The 14,233-nt window shown below is 43.4% G+C and carries 11 protein-coding genes; 7 read left to right on the top strand and 4 right to left on the bottom strand.

Annotated features, from left to right (window positions below; all coding sequences use genetic code 11):
- Positions 1-30 precede the first annotated feature (30 nt).
- The 4 genes from C7Y66_RS17460 to C7Y66_RS17445 all read right to left on the bottom strand — a co-directional run bounded on the left by C7Y66_RS17460 (position 31) and on the right by C7Y66_RS17445 (position 5,727).
- A complete protein-coding gene (locus C7Y66_RS17460; RefSeq protein WP_106546567.1) occupies positions 31-3,345 on the bottom strand; it encodes a GAF domain-containing protein in 3,315 nt (1,104 codons plus the stop codon).
- A 92-nt stretch (positions 3,346-3,437) separates the two neighbouring features.
- On the bottom strand, positions 3,438-4,016 hold the full coding sequence (locus C7Y66_RS17455; protein ID WP_106546566.1) for a chemotaxis protein CheW: 579 nt from the start codon (positions 4,014-4,016) through the stop codon (positions 3,438-3,440).
- Positions 4,017-4,078: 62 nt separating this feature from the next.
- Positions 4,079-4,441: a response regulator transcription factor gene (locus tag C7Y66_RS17450; protein WP_015152324.1), complete on the bottom strand. Its 363-nt coding sequence runs from the start codon at positions 4,439-4,441 to the stop codon at positions 4,079-4,081.
- A gap of 107 nt (positions 4,442-4,548) precedes the next feature.
- Positions 4,549-5,727, bottom strand: coding sequence for a response regulator (locus tag C7Y66_RS17445; protein WP_015152325.1), 1,179 nt, complete (start codon positions 5,725-5,727; stop codon positions 4,549-4,551).
- 896 nt (positions 5,728-6,623) lie between these two features.
- Here C7Y66_RS17445 and rfbF point away from each other — a divergent pair.
- From rfbF to C7Y66_RS17405, 7 genes are all read left to right on the top strand, one after another.
- Complete coding sequence (gene rfbF / locus C7Y66_RS17435; protein ID WP_106546564.1) at positions 6,624-7,397, top strand: glucose-1-phosphate cytidylyltransferase; 774 nt, start codon at positions 6,624-6,626, stop codon at positions 7,395-7,397.
- A gap of 112 nt (positions 7,398-7,509) precedes the next feature.
- Positions 7,510-8,739 (top strand): L-2-hydroxyglutarate oxidase, encoded by a 1,230-nt coding sequence (gene lhgO / locus C7Y66_RS17430; RefSeq protein ID WP_106546563.1) that lies wholly within the window; start codon positions 7,510-7,512, stop codon positions 8,737-8,739.
- Between the two features lie 15 nt (positions 8,740-8,754).
- Positions 8,755-9,786: an NAD(P)-dependent oxidoreductase gene (locus tag C7Y66_RS17425; protein WP_106546562.1), complete on the top strand. Its 1,032-nt coding sequence runs from the start codon at positions 8,755-8,757 to the stop codon at positions 9,784-9,786.
- Between the two features lie 85 nt (positions 9,787-9,871).
- Positions 9,872-11,146, top strand: a complete 1,275-nt coding sequence (locus C7Y66_RS17420) for a class I SAM-dependent methyltransferase (RefSeq protein WP_106546561.1) — start codon at positions 9,872-9,874, stop codon at positions 11,144-11,146.
- Between the two features lie 16 nt (positions 11,147-11,162).
- The gene (rfbC, locus tag C7Y66_RS17415; protein WP_015152330.1) at positions 11,163-11,705 is read left to right on the top strand and encodes a dTDP-4-dehydrorhamnose 3,5-epimerase; all 543 of its coding nucleotides are present in this window, start codon (positions 11,163-11,165) and stop codon (positions 11,703-11,705) included.
- Between the two features lie 119 nt (positions 11,706-11,824).
- On the top strand, positions 11,825-12,637 hold the full coding sequence (locus C7Y66_RS17410) for a sugar phosphate nucleotidyltransferase (protein ID WP_015152331.1): 813 nt from the start codon (positions 11,825-11,827) through the stop codon (positions 12,635-12,637).
- A gap of 216 nt (positions 12,638-12,853) precedes the next feature.
- Positions 12,854-14,212 carry a DUF4910 domain-containing protein gene (locus C7Y66_RS17405; protein ID WP_106546560.1) on the top strand — a complete coding sequence of 453 codons (1,359 nt, stop codon included), beginning with the start codon at positions 12,854-12,856 and terminating at the stop codon, positions 14,210-14,212.
- Positions 14,213-14,233: the final 21 nt, after the last annotated feature.

Below are 14,233 nucleotides of genomic sequence, written 5' to 3'. Positions count from 1 at the left end.
CACTCACCACGCACCACGCACCACTCACCACTAACTAACTTTGAATTGACTGGCGCTAGTTTGTAGTTCTTGCGCTAGCGTTGAGAGTTCCTTAAATGCCGCAGATACTACAGTTGCTTCGTTGGAAGTGCGGTCGGCGATCGCGGCTACATCTGTCATTGTTGCCGTCACGACTTGCGATGTCTGAGATTGCAACGCCGCAGCAGAAGCGATCGCCGCTACGAGTTCGCTAATCTGTTGGCTTACTTCCGTAATCTTGAGCAGATTTTGCCGCGTTTCATGCACAAGTACAGTACCCGTCACCACTTGTTCCGTACCAGCTTCCATTGCTGCTACCACTTCATTTGTCTCTGTCTGAATATCCTTCACCAAGCTTTCAATTTCTGCTGTTGCTTCTGCCGATTGCCGTGCTAGGGTTCGTACTTCGTCAGCTACCACCGCAAATCCTCGTCCTTGTTCTCCTGCGTGAGCTGCCTCAATGGAAGCGTTAAGTGCTAGTAGGTTGGTTTGGTCGGCGAATGTACCGATCAGGTTCACAACTTTGGAGATCTTTTGCGACGACTCACCCAATCGCTTCACTTTTTTCGAGGTTTCTGCTACTGTTTGTCGAATTGCCATCATCCCGTCCACAGTCCGGTTCATGGCTGTATCGCCTTCTGCTACTGTTTGAGTTGCTTGCTGCACTGCTGCCTCTGCTTGAGAGGCACTATTGGCTACAGCCAGAATTGAATCTGACATTTGCTGAATCCGCTCCAAAGCCGCAGTAACTGCTTCAGTTTGCCGCAGTGCTTCTTGAGATAGTTCGCCGACAGATCGCTCGTTACTCGTCGTTGTATGAGCTACCTGTTTGGCAGTGGTTTGTACTTGGGTCACGATTTTCCGCAAGCTGTTAATTGTCGCGTTGTAGGAGTCGGCGATCGTCCCGATTTCGTCTTCGGTGACGTTGGCGCGGATTGTCAGGTCGCCTCGGCTGACGGGATCGACTTCCATTAGGAGTTCTAAAGCGCGGCGCTGTAAGAATTCTCTGGCATTCTGTTGCTGTTCCAACAGAGAGGCGCGATCGAGCGCGAGTCCTATCTGGGTAGCGACCTGCGAGAACATGGCAATTTCTTCTTGTTGCCACTTGCGGGGTGCATCGCACTGGTGAGCGATCAGTAAACCCAAGAGTTCGCCACTACGAATTACGGGAGCAACCAAGTTTGCCTTGACTGCAAACTGTTGTAACTGAGCAATATGACAATCAGTTAAACCTGCATCGTAAATGTTTTCTGTGGCTTGTACCCGCCCTTGACGATAGCGTTCTACATAACCTTTGGCAAAACAAGGGTCGTCAATATCTGCTCCTAAAGCTTTGGGGAAACCCTCGCCTACGGATTCAGCGATAACTCTGCCTTTCCATTGGTCGTTGAAACTATAAATAACAACGCGATCGCTATTCAGTGCTTGGCGCAGTTCTTGTACCGCAGTTGCCATAATTTCCTGCACGCCAAGTCCTTGAGTCAGCTTAATGGTGATATCTTTCACCATTGATGCTCGTTCTACCGCAGCTTGCTTTTGTTCTAGGAATGATAAGCGATTTAAGATAATTCCCAGCTGAGATGCTAGCTGTTTGAGGAAGTTAATTTCTTCTTGTTGCCATGTGTGGGTTTGTTCGCAGTGATGGGCAATTAATAAACCAAATAACTGGTCGTTTTTCAAGATTGGCGTAACTAAATTGGCTTTAATTTGTAATCGTTCCATTAAACGCAGGTGTTCTGGATGGAAACCCGCCGCCATGACGTTACTAGTAGGAACGACGCGACCGCGCCTGTATTCTTCCAATAGTTGTTCGCTAATACAAGCATCGTCAACATTGTTATCGAGAGCGCGCGGCAAGCCAGGTAACACTGATTCAGCCGCAATATAACCACTCCCATTGGGATTAAAGCGATAGACGACGACTCGATCCGCTTGTAAAAGTTCTCTGGCTCCTTGCACTGCTTGGCTGAAGACAGTTTCTAAATCTTCCGAACCACCATCGCGGGCAGAGGCAATTTCGGAGAGAAAGTTAGCTTGTTGAGTTTGGGTAGTTTGATTTTGGAGAAGTTGTTGTAACTGACTTGCCATCTGGTTGATGTTGGTTCCCAGTATTGCTAGTTCGTCTTCTCCCTCTACAGCAATGCGAGTATCTAACTCTCCCTGACCCAATTTCTCTACGGCATCTGCCGCATCTAAAATAGGACGAGTCGCGCGGTTAACTAAGTAAGCAGCGATCGCGCTGACTAAAAATGCCGCGATCGCCGTACCAACACCAAAGTTTAATAACAGTCCTCGTTGGGCAGCAAACGCTTGAGCTGACTCTTTAGCGATCGCAGTACTCCAACCTAAATCTGGTATCCCCTCTACTTTTGGAAAAGGAGCGTACGTCAAGATGTGTTCTTCTTTATGAGTTGTATGAATATCAGTGGTTGCTCCACTCGCGAGTGTTGCTTGCATTTGCTGCAATTTAGGAAAGATCGATTTAGCCTCTTTTCCTAAATCGGTGACATCTTGAGAACCCAAAACTTTTCCGTTAGCATCAATCACTAGAAATTCTTGTTCGCTCGCACCATATTTTTCTAGCAACTTGCTCACTGCTTCGGCTGGAATTTGAGCGCGAACGACACCAATGATTTGGTTAGTCAGAGAATCTTTAACTGGTGCGGCGATTCGAAGACTTAATTTTTCTGTTGATTTAGTGACTGCTGGTTGACTAATGAAAGGGCGACCAGTTTTCAGCGCTTGCTGAAAATATTCGGCATCCTTGTGATTGGCAATTGGTTTCCCTTTAGATTGCACCACAGTATCGCCATTGAGATCGAACATAGCAATGCTGCTATATACCCCATAGGCATTGATATATCGATCTAATAAGCTTTGCTTTTCTTGCGGCGTTGTGATTGCTACTACTTTAGGATTTGCTAGGATGGGCAAATTTGCTAGCACTTGAATATCGCCATACCGCTCAACCATGAAATTTGATAGCTCTTTACTCAGAGCTTCATTTCGTAATAGTTGGCTTTCCGTAACATCTTTATGTAATTGTTGATTGGTCAAGAAATAATCAGTTGCCCCAATTACCACTACAGGAGTCGTACTCAGGGCAACTGCTATGGCTGTGGCTTTGAACCTCAAACTGCGTCCTTTTTTACCAGATTGGCTTGGTTGTTGGTTCGGCTCTAGTTCGCTAGGATCTTGTTTAAAGTTTTGCCGCTCTTCAGTTTCCGATATTGGCTGCTCGCTAAATGACGTATCGTCATAAAAAGGCTCGTTGTAGTTACCCTTATGAATATTTTTAGCTGAGTTTGGTTGGGAAGGAGAATTCATAGTTTAAGTCGTTAACTTAGAAATCAGTGGTGAGATGGAAACTTTCACCTGCAAGTTTAGTCATGGGGCAAGATGAAATTAGCTCAAGCATTTCAACTAGTTTCTGTCTTTGGTTGAGGCATTCCAGCGATGATGGAGTCGCCATCTAACACCACCAAGATTTCGCCATTCGGTTTGGGAAAATAACCACGCAAATACGGCACTAACTCAGGGGTGACAGCAGATGCGGGAGGGGATTGAATGTTATCGGGGTTGCACCATTCCATGTCTTCCACCTGATTCACTAATAATCCCAGCACTTTTTTACCTGTTTTGCGATCGCTTTGTCTTTCAGCAACCTGCTGAGTGCTGTGAATTACCACTGCTGTGTAACTAGAGCGACTAGTTCCTTGTTGGTATAGGGGAGCCTGTCCGATCTTGTGACCGAGATCGACAATCCACAAAATCTCGCCTCGCCAGTTATAAACACCCATGACCCAAGCAGGTAAATGGGGAATAGGTACAATTTGAGCAGTGGGTACGGTCAGTACTTCTGCGATTTGGGCTAGTGGCAATATGGCAGTCGTATCTGGTGGCAAATGCAATCGCAAAAACTGCTGTTTTGAGCCAGCAGCTTCTTCTGCATTTGGATTTCCTGCTACTACACCCCTGGTTGTAAATTCCGATATCATGACCGCTCTCCTAGCAGTTCTTGGCTAGCAAATGTGCCAAGCAATCGTTATATTAATTCCAATCATTTCAACAGTTGCTTGACAGTTTGTAGTAGTTTTTCTTGATCGATAGGTTTGGTAATATAAGCATCTGCACCTTGCTTCATGCCCCAGAATTTGTCCATTTCGCTACCTTTTGTAGAACACATGACAACAGGAATCATGCTCGTTCCTGCTTCTGATTTGAGATCGCGACAAAGTTCAAAACCGCTCCGACCTGGTAGCACGACATCCAAAATAATTACGTCTGGTTTTTGACTGCTAATTTTAACTAAAGCTTCTTCTCCGCTGGTTGCTGTTTGAACGCTTAAACCGCCGCGTTGTAAGCAACTAGTGATGACTTGCATTTCTGTCATTGAGTCATCGACGACTAAAACTGTACTCATGGCTTCAACCTCTAGAACAAATGAAAATAAACTAACATTTAGATCGATTACAAGCGATCGGATTTAAGGCAGTGCAAACGAGGACAGCTACATCATAATGAGTCATTTTAAAGATCTTCTACCAAAGAATTACTGTTAAGATGTTTAGACGTTACCGACAAAACTGTTTCTGCATCTACTGGCTTACTCAGAAAATCTGAAGCCCCGACAATTTTGGCACGAACTCGATCGATAATGCCATCATTACCAGTGAGGATAATAATGGGAGTGATACGGAAAGCAGAAACTTTACGTAACTGGCTGCAAATTTCATATCCATTGGTATTTGGCATGACTAAATCTAAAAAAATTAAGTCTGGTTTGCGGCTCAACAAACCAGCGATCGCGCGCAGAGAATCTTGAACGGCAAAAAATCTGTAGCCGTTGGCTGTCAAAATTTGTTCCATGCTTTGACAGACTAACGGGCTATCATCTACGCAAGCAATGAGCGGTCCTTTGCCAGAAGGTGTAGATGGCGGCGTTGTGGCTGGCGCTGCTGGAGCGACTGGCGGTGCTAAATCTGGAATATCAATCAGTTCGACTAAACCTGCTTGAATGTAAGGTAGCAAAGAACAAACGACATCTTTGGCATCCCGATTCATGACTACTGATAGATCTCGCAATGTCCGCTGTCCGTCTAGCAGTTTAGTTAGATTTTGATAAACAGCAGGCGATACTTGTTCCTGAAGCTGTTCTGGTTGGTTAATAACTGCGGCTTTATTTGGCGAGCGATCCGCAACTTTTGCTTTTTGCCAGAGCTGCCAAACTTGTTGTACTTCTGATAATAATTGCCCTGGATCGAGTAGTGCTAATTGTGGTAATGCAATGTTATCTGTCTTGCTCTGATATGTTACGTGCATGGCTTGAGTGATATCAAACATGACTTCAGAGACAATCGCCGCGATCGTTTTTCCTGCTTGCTCTCTGGTAATTTGCTGTTTCTCTATTCCTGCATTGAGCAAGTGGCATTCCCAGCAATTATCTGAGCTATTTAAAGCGTTAGAGAGAACGGCAGATAGCTTTAACTGTTGAATATCGACTTGCGGACAATGCGATTTTAAAGCTCTATACCAACGTCTAACGGTATGATTTCCCCCAGAGGCGTATAAAATTCTTCCTAGAAATAGATAAATAATCCACTCTTGCCCTACAGAGCTTTTTAGTAATAATTGCCCGCTGAACCTCTCTTGTTTTAAAGTATTAAGATGACTGACAAAATCATGGCTTGCTATCGGTTCTGTCATCATAAGATAATTTATTGACTTACAAAAAATTTTGCGCTCGTTGTCAAGTTCGGAATATCAATAGAAAATCGTAGTTTATTCAAAATGTAGTAATAATATGAAAAACCTTTCAAATTTAAAAAATAATGAGTAAATTTACTCTGTTGTTTGACTTTCTGTTAAGCTCAGATGTGAAAGCAAAAAAGAAAAACGATCGGTAATAAAGCTAATTAAACTCCCGTCATAATGTAGCCTCGATCATGACATTAGCTCAAAGTAGCAAGTAACCGTATGAATACTGAATTTATCGAGCCGAAATAGCATCACGTACGTGTTCTCATTGGCTTTTTAGCTGCATAAAAGGTATTGCTCTAGTAATAGAAGTTCGCAAAGAGGAGTTTTTTTGTAGTTTGCCGATCGAACTCGTACTAGTCTCAGTTAAAGTTGCAAGTTGGCGATCGCGTCTCAAACCGCCGCTCAAACATGAAGGAGCAGCAACAGAGTTGCGCTCGAACAACTATTCAGGTAGGGTGTGAGGAGAGCTATGAGGAGAGCGATCTTGTAGGGGCGATCGCATGACAGCAATAGTTTGAGAAATAGCATGGCTTGCAGTTCGACGCTAGCTAGCCGCACGCGGAAGACTGGAGCATCGAATTAAACATTTTCAATTGTGCTATTTACATCGTGCTATTTGTGAGGGCAGAAAGTTTACAAACTTAGCTTTGGTTCGACAAGTTCTTTACTAAGTTTTTATATACCATAAAGTATATTTACTGTGTCTTTACACTATATAAGCAATCTGCATACTACTATTGTTACGCAGATGGTTAATTTATACTTGTTTATAAAATTAGCAAAACAGTGACAAAGCAATCGATTGGAAAGACAAGAGGAAACCTGCAAAGTTTTGAGGTGCTTGCATGAAAGCAGTCATACTGGCTGGAGGGCTTGGGACTCGTCTGAGTGAGGAAACCACCGTCAAACCAAAGCCGATGGTGGAGATTGGTGGCAGACCGATCTTGTGGCACATTATGAAAATTTACTCTGCCTCTGGTATTAATGATTTTATTATCTGTTGCGGTTACAAAGGATACTTAATCAAGGAATACTTTGCTAACTATTTTTTGCATATGTCAGACGTAACGTTTGACATGCGTTTTAATCAAATGAACGTTCACTGTGGTTATGCCGAGCCTTGGCGAGTCACTCTAGTAGATACGGGTGATAAAACCATGACTGGTGGAAGACTCAAGCGCGTTAGAGAACATATTGGTAATGAAACTTTCTGCTTCACCTACGGCGACGGCGTGAGTAGCGTAAATATCAAAGAGATAGTCAAATTTCACAAAGAGCAAAATACTTTAGCAACTCTAACCGCCAGCCAACCACCGGGACGCTTTGGTGCGATTCATCTGGAAGGAGATCAGACCAAGATTACTAGCTTTAGAGAAAAACCAGATGGCGATGGAGCGTGGGTCAATAGTGGTTTCTTTGTTCTAGAACCAGAAACAATTGACTTGATCGAAGACGATCGGACAATTTGGGAACAAGAGCCATTACAAAAACTGGCGCAGATGGATGAGCTATCAGCCTACAAGCACCCTGGTTTTTGGCAACCGATGGACACGCTGCGAGACAAGCACCTGCTAGAAGAACTTTGGAACAGTGGCACTGCTCCTTGGAAAGTATGGTAGGTAAGTCAAGAGTTAAGTAGGGGCGGGTTGATATCTTAATTCTCAGATAAACGATCGTTTAATAGATCGCTAAACCCGTCTGTACAAGTGTAATACTAATCACTTCAATCGCATGAATAATAATCTCACGTATGATTTCGCGATCGTTGGTGGTGGGATAGTAGGGTTGGCTACAGCCATGACGTTAGGCGATTGCTACCCCGATGCCAAAATTCTAGTCTTAGAAAAAGAAGACGATTGGGCATCTCATCAAACTGGGAACAACAGCGGCGTAATCCACTCAGGCATATACTACAAGCCAGGTAGCTTCAAAGCTAGATTCTGTCGAGAAGGCAGTCGCTCGATGGTAGAGTTCTGTCAGCAGCACGATATTCCTCATGAAGTTTGCGGCAAAGTCATTATTGCCACGACTACCGCGCAACTGCCATTACTAGATAATCTTTATGAAAGAGGTATAGCTAATGGCTTGGGCGTGAGAAAGTTGAGTGCGGCAGAAGTTGCGGAATACGAACCGCATGTCAGCTGTTTGGCAGGAATCCACGTCCCTACAACCGGAATCGTGGACTACAAAAAGGTTGCGCAGAAGTATGTCGAAATAATTCAAGCTCAGGGTGGAGAATTAAAGCTCGGTACTAAGGTAGAACGAATCCGACATACGAGCAACAGGACAGTGCTAGACACTAACTCTGGTAGCTTTGAGACAAAGTTTACGATCAATTGTGCCGGGCTGCAAAGCGATCGCATTGCTAAAAAGAGCGGAGCCGATCCCCAAGCCAAAATCGTACCTTTTCGTGGCGAATACTACGAACTCGTACCAGAAAAACGCTACTTAGTCAAAGGCTTGATCTACCCCGTACCCAATCCGGCTTTCCCCTTCTTGGGCGTACATTTTACCCGCATGATTGATGGCAGCGTTCACGCTGGACCTAATGCAGTCTTGAGTTTCAAGCGTGAAGGCTATCACAAAACAGATTTTGACTTCAAGGATTTGGCAGAAGTGCTAACCTATCCAGCTTTTTGGAAATTAGCTGCCAAACACGCCGATGAAGGAATTAAAGAAATCGTTCGTTCTTGGAGTAAAGCTGCCTTTGTCAGGAGTCTACAACAATTGATTCCAGAGGTGCGAGAACAAGATGTCGTGCCAACTCACGCGGGAGTGAGAGCGCAAGCACTCAAAGCTGATGGTAGTTTGGTGGATGATTTTTTACTCGTGCCAGGAAAAAATGCTATGCACGTTTGTAATGCTCCTTCCCCAGCCGCTACCTCTTCGCTAGAGATTGGTAAGGCAATTGTTGCTGCAATTTCCCAATCCCCCTCCCAGGCAAACACAGTCAAAGTATAGGAAGAATAATTATAAATGAAAGTATTAGTTACAGGTACAGAAGGATATTTAGGCTGTTTACTACCACCACTATTAATCAAACGGGGACATGAAGTTCTAGGAGTAGACACCGGATTCTACAAAGTTGGCTGGTTGTATAACGGGACTGATACGACTGCTCGAACCCTAAATAAAGATATTCGCCACATTACTACAGAAGATTTGCAGGGTGTAGAGGCGATCGTTCATATGGCAGAATTGTCCAACGATCCTACTGGACAACTCGCACCCAATATTACTTATGACATTAACCACAAAGGTTCAGTACGGTTAGCAAATTTAGCCAAAGCTGCTGGTATTCGTCGTTTCGTGTACATGTCCTCTTGCAGCGTCTACGGTGTTGCCACCGAGGGAGATGTGACAGAGGCTTCTCCTGTGAATCCGCAAACTGCCTATGCCGAGTGTAAAGCTTTGGTAGAGCGGGATTTAACGGCAATGGCAGATGACAGCTTCTCGCCTACATTCATGAGAAATGCTACAGCATTTGGTGCTTCGCCACGGATGCGCTTTGATATCGTCCTGAACAATTTAGCTGGATTAGCATGGACGACAAAGGAAATCAAAATGACGAGTGACGGTACGCCTTGGCGACCTTTAGTACACGCACTAGATATATGTAAAGCGATTATTTGTGCCTTAGAAGCACCACGGGACATCATTCACAATCAAATCTTCAACGTTGGGGATACGGCGCACAATTACCAAGTACGAGAAATCGCCGAAATTGTAGCTGAAGCTTTTCCTGGCTGTCAGGTTAGTTTTGGGGACAGTGGATCGGATAATCGCAGTTACCGAGTCAGTTTTGAGAAGATTAACTCTACCTTACCAGGGTTTAAGTGTGAGTGGGATGCACGGCGGGGAGCAAAACAGTTATTTGAGTTGTTTAGTGGAATTCAAATGACTGCTGATGTATTTACTTCCAGAGGGTTTACTCGCTTGAAGCAATTGGAGTATTTATTGCAAACAGGACAGTTGGATAAAGATTTCTTTTGGAATCAACCAAAATAATCCTGTTTGCGCAAACTTCAGTTTCCACTCTTTGAGTGGAATTTATTTTGTAATTTAGTAGCTGAATCGTAGGAGAGATCGGATAGTGAGTAAAAAGTGTCGTTTTTGTGGCAACGAACTGCGATATACTTTTGCAGATTTAGGCATGTCACCTATAGCAAATGATAATTTAACTTCAGAACACTTAAACCGTGCTGAGAAGTTTTATCCACTCCACACATACGTCTGCGATCGCTGTCTTTTGGTACAGTTAGAAGAATTTGAATCTCCAGAACACATTTTTGGCGATGGTGACTATGCTTATTTTTCTTCCTATTCCGAGAGTTGGCTCAGACATGCTAAAGCTTACACTGAGTTAATGGTAGAAAGATTTAAATTTAATTCGGCTAGCCAAGTCGTTGAAATTGCTAGTAACGACGGTTACTTGCTGCAATATTTTCATCAAAAAGGTATCCCAGTTTTAGGAGTCGAACCAGCCGCAAACACTGCCAAAGCAGCAGCCGAAAAAGGAATTCCGACTTGGGTAAAATTCTTTGGCGTTAATACAGCTAAAGAAATGGTAGCAGAAGGAAAATCGGCAGACTTATTATTAGGAAATAACGTTCTGGCGCACGTTCCCGATGTGAATGACTTTATCGGTGGCATGAAAATTGTCTTGAAGCCAAATGGCATCTTGACAATGGAATTTCCTCACTTACTGCAATTGATGCAGCAAAATCAGTTTGACACGATTTATCACGAACATTTTTCTTACTACTCATTCATTACAGTAGAGAAAATGTTTGCCGCGCATGGGATAACGTTATTTGATGTCGAAGAACTCCCGACGCACGGCGGTTCTTTACGAATTTACGGCAAGCATAGCGATGCAGTAGAGCCAGCAGTTAGCAACCGTGTCAAGCAACTGAAGGCAAAAGAAGCGGCTGCTGGGTTGGAAGATATTGAAACTTACTTGACATTTGGCGAACAAGTTAAGGCAACCAAGCGCAAGCTACTAAAATTTCTGATCGAAGCTAAATCTCAAGGAAAGAGAATCGCTGCCTACGGTGCGCCAGCTAAAGGCAATACCCTACTGAATTACTGCGGTGTGGGCAAAGACTTCATCGACTATACCGTAGATCGCAGTCCTTACAAACAAGATTTATTCCTACCTGGAACTCATATTCCAATTCTGCATCCAGATAAAATCCGCGAAACCCAGCCCGATTACGTGTTGATTTTACCCTGGAATTTGAAAGAAGAGATTATGACACAAATGGCATATATTGCTGAATGGGGTGGACAGTTCGTCGTGCCGATTCCAGAAGTACAAGTTTATCCAGCGATTCAGCAACAGGTTTTGTCTACTATAGCTAGCTAATGCCACTATCAAGCCTATGCTTTTTACTGAAACGGCGCTCCAGGGAGCCTATATCATTGACATAGAGCCAAAAGAGGATAGTCGGGGTTTTTTTGCGCGGACTTTTTGCGATCGCGAATTTGCTGCGCTTGGCTTAGAAATTACTAACGTCCAGTGCAGCATTGCCTTCAATCATAAAAAAGGTACGTTGCGAGGAATGCATTACCAAGCGGCTCCAGCAACAGAGGCAAAGTTAGTTCGCTGCACTCAAGGAGCAATCTACGATTGTATTGTCGATTTGCGCCCCGATTCTCCCACATACTTATCTCATATCTGTGTAGAATTGACTGCCGATAATCATAGGGCGCTATACATTCCAGAAATGTTCGCTCATGGCTATCAAACTCTTGACGATAATACAGAGATAGCGTATCAGATGAATAAGTCTTATACGCCTGGATACGAGCGGGGGTTGCGCTACAACGATCCGATTTTGGATATTCAGTGGCGGCTACCAGTGAGCGAAATTTCTCGCAAAGATCTGGAATGGGATTTGCTAGAAACGGTTTTAATTAAATAGTCATCCTGTTGGAAGTGAGTCGTGAGTAGTGGGTACTGGCAATTGGCAATTGGTAGTTGGAAGTTGGTTAAGAGGTAAGGTGAGGCTGACAACTGATAACTGACTACTGATAACTATAAATGGCAACTTATAACTACAATCCACAGCAGGAAGTCATCGGGCTGTTACCAGCAGGGGGACAAGCCACCCGCATTTCTCCCTTGCCTTGTAGCAAGGAATTGTATCCGATTGGCTTTCGCTCTCAAGTAGATGGTAGCCTGCGTCCCAAAGTTGTATCTCATTACTTGCTGGAAAAGATGCAAACGGCAGGGATTCGGAAGGCTTTCTTTCTCCTACGCCCTGGAAAATGGGATATTCCTGCCTATTTTGGCGATGGCGACATCGTAGGTTTGGATTTAGGCTATCTGGTAGTCGGTTTACCCTTTGGCGTGCCATATACCCTCGATCGCGCGTATCCTTTTGTTAAAGATGCAGCGATCGCGATCGGGTTTCCCGATATTCTCTTTCAACCAGATGATACATACAAACGTTTGCTGACAAGGCTTTATGCTGGCAATGCAGATGTAGCAATCAACTTGCTACCCTTCGAGCATTCGCACAAAGGTGGTATGGTAGACTTCGACGAGCGAGGACGGGTACGACAAATTATTGAAAAACCCGCCCAAAGCGAATTGCAATACAGCTGGTGTGCTGCTGTCTGGAAACCAAGTTTTACAGAGTTTCTCCATCAATTTGTTGCTAAGTTAGAAATAGAGCGACAGAATAATTCTTCTCCACCCCGCGAAGTTCCGATTGGAGATGTTTTTCAAGCAGCAATTGATGCTGGGTTGCAAGTAGAAGCAGAAATCTGCGATCGCCAACCGTACTTAGATATCGGTACTCCAGCAGATTTACAGCGAGCCATACGCTACTTAACATCTGAGGAAATGTAGCGTTTGAAATTGATGAAAAGCTCCTCACGTATTATTCGTTCAATTTGATTCTCAGATCTCATATAAATATCTTAAGTCTCTAAAATAGATCGAATCATCCGATTTCGATTAATCTTCTACATTTTGGTCGAAAATAGTTCTGATTTGCAGAACCTGTTAAAATAATTTTGAATACATATATAAAATTAGTAACAAACTTGTTGTAGGAGTAAAATTATGGTTCAAGTTAGTCCGAGCATTCATAATTTATCTTCTTTAAGGAAATCTCTCAAATCAAACGATATAGGGCGGCAAATTTATCAAACGATCTCTCGGTTATATCCAATTTGTCGTAGTATTACAGGCAATGGAGTCCGAGAAACCCTAAAAATTATTCAAGAACACATTCCTCTAGAAATAGCAGAAATTCCTACAGGTACGGAAGTCTTTGACTGGACAATACCAAAAGAATGGAATATTAAAGATGCATATATCAAAAACTCAAGAGGTGAGAAGATCGTAGATTTTCAGGAATGCAATTTGCACGTTGTGAACTATAGCGTTCCCGTACATAAAACTGTCAGCTTATCTGAATTAAAAGCACATTTACATACGCTCCCAGAATATCCCGATCGCATTCCATATCGAACTTCGTACTACAAAGAAACTTGGGGTTTTTGCTTAAGTCACACACAATTTTTATCGCTGGAAGAGGAAGAATACGAAATTTGTATCGAGTCGAGTTTAGAACCTGGATATTTGACCTATGGTGAATATTATTTACCAGGCGAAACGCGAGAAGAAATTTTAATTTCCTGCCATACCTGCCATCCATCTTTATGTAACGATAATCTTTCCGGTATATCGTTAGCTACATTATTAGCTAAACACCTCAGTCAAATTCAACAACGAAGGTACTCTTATAGATTTCTGTTTATTCCAGGTACGATTGGTTCCGTGACCTGGTTGGCTTTAAACGAGCAAAATGTCAATAAAATTGCTCACGGTTTAGTTGTTACTGGCGTAGGTGACGCAGGAAAATATACTTATAAAAGAAGTCGCCGGGGTGATACGCAGATAGATCGAGCTGCAATCCACGTCATGCAACACTCTGGTTCGGAATATCAAGTTATTGACTTTTTTCCCTACGGCTACGACGAACGGCAATATTGTTCTCCTGGGTTTAATTTACCAGTTGGTTGTTTCATGCGATCCTCCCACGGTCAGTATTCTGAATATCATACTTCCGCAGATAATTTGAGCTTCGTGCAACCCGAGTATTTAGGTGATTCGTTTGCCAAATTTTTGTCAATTTTGCACGTATTAGAAAATAATCGCACTTACTTAAATCAAAATCCTAAATGCGAACCACGCCTCGGTAAAAGAGGACTGTACAGAGCTGTAGGCGGTCATGCAGAAGAACAAGTGAATGAGCTAGCTTTGTTATGGGTTCTCAACTTATCTGATGGCGAGTACAGTTTATTAGACATAGCCGAGCGATCGCAACTCAGTTTTGATGTCATCAAGCAAGCAGCAGATGCTCTAGCGGGCTGCGAACTGTTGAAAGCTAAGCCAGAACCAGTTATGAAAGCATAAAGAATTTTCGTAAAATACATC

The organism is Chroococcidiopsis sp. CCALA 051 (genome assembly GCF_003015105.1).
In the GTDB taxonomy this organism is placed as follows: Bacteria; Cyanobacteriota; Cyanobacteriia; order Cyanobacteriales; family Chroococcidiopsidaceae; genus Chroococcidiopsis; species Chroococcidiopsis thermalis.
Note: the sequence above shows the minus strand (reverse complement) of the source record. Positions and strands in the feature narration are given on the sequence as shown.

Excerpts from the sequence above, each read along its gene's own strand:
- rfbC (WP_015152330.1), top strand. The coding sequence starts at position 11,163 with ATGCTTTTTACTGAAACGGCGCTCCAGGGAGCCTATATCATTGACATA.
- rfbF (WP_106546564.1), top strand. The coding sequence starts at position 6,624 with ATGAAAGCAGTCATACTGGCTGGAGGGCTTGGGACTCGTCTGAGTGAG.
- C7Y66_RS17425 (WP_106546562.1), top strand. The coding sequence starts at position 8,755 with ATGAAAGTATTAGTTACAGGTACAGAAGGATATTTAGGCTGTTTACTA.
- C7Y66_RS17450 (WP_015152324.1), bottom strand. The coding sequence starts at position 4,441 with ATGAGTACAGTTTTAGTCGTCGATGACTCAATGACAGAAATGCAAGTC.
- C7Y66_RS17445 (WP_015152325.1), bottom strand. The coding sequence starts at position 5,727 with ATGATGACAGAACCGATAGCAAGCCATGATTTTGTCAGTCATCTTAAT.
- C7Y66_RS17455 (WP_106546566.1), bottom strand. The coding sequence starts at position 4,016 with ATGATATCGGAATTTACAACCAGGGGTGTAGTAGCAGGAAATCCAAAT.
- C7Y66_RS17410 (WP_015152331.1), top strand. The coding sequence starts at position 11,825 with ATGGCAACTTATAACTACAATCCACAGCAGGAAGTCATCGGGCTGTTA.
- lhgO (WP_106546563.1), top strand. The coding sequence starts at position 7,510 with ATGAATAATAATCTCACGTATGATTTCGCGATCGTTGGTGGTGGGATA.
- C7Y66_RS17460 (WP_106546567.1), bottom strand. The coding sequence starts at position 3,345 with ATGAATTCTCCTTCCCAACCAAACTCAGCTAAAAATATTCATAAGGGT.
- C7Y66_RS17405 (WP_106546560.1), top strand. The coding sequence starts at position 12,854 with ATGGTTCAAGTTAGTCCGAGCATTCATAATTTATCTTCTTTAAGGAAA.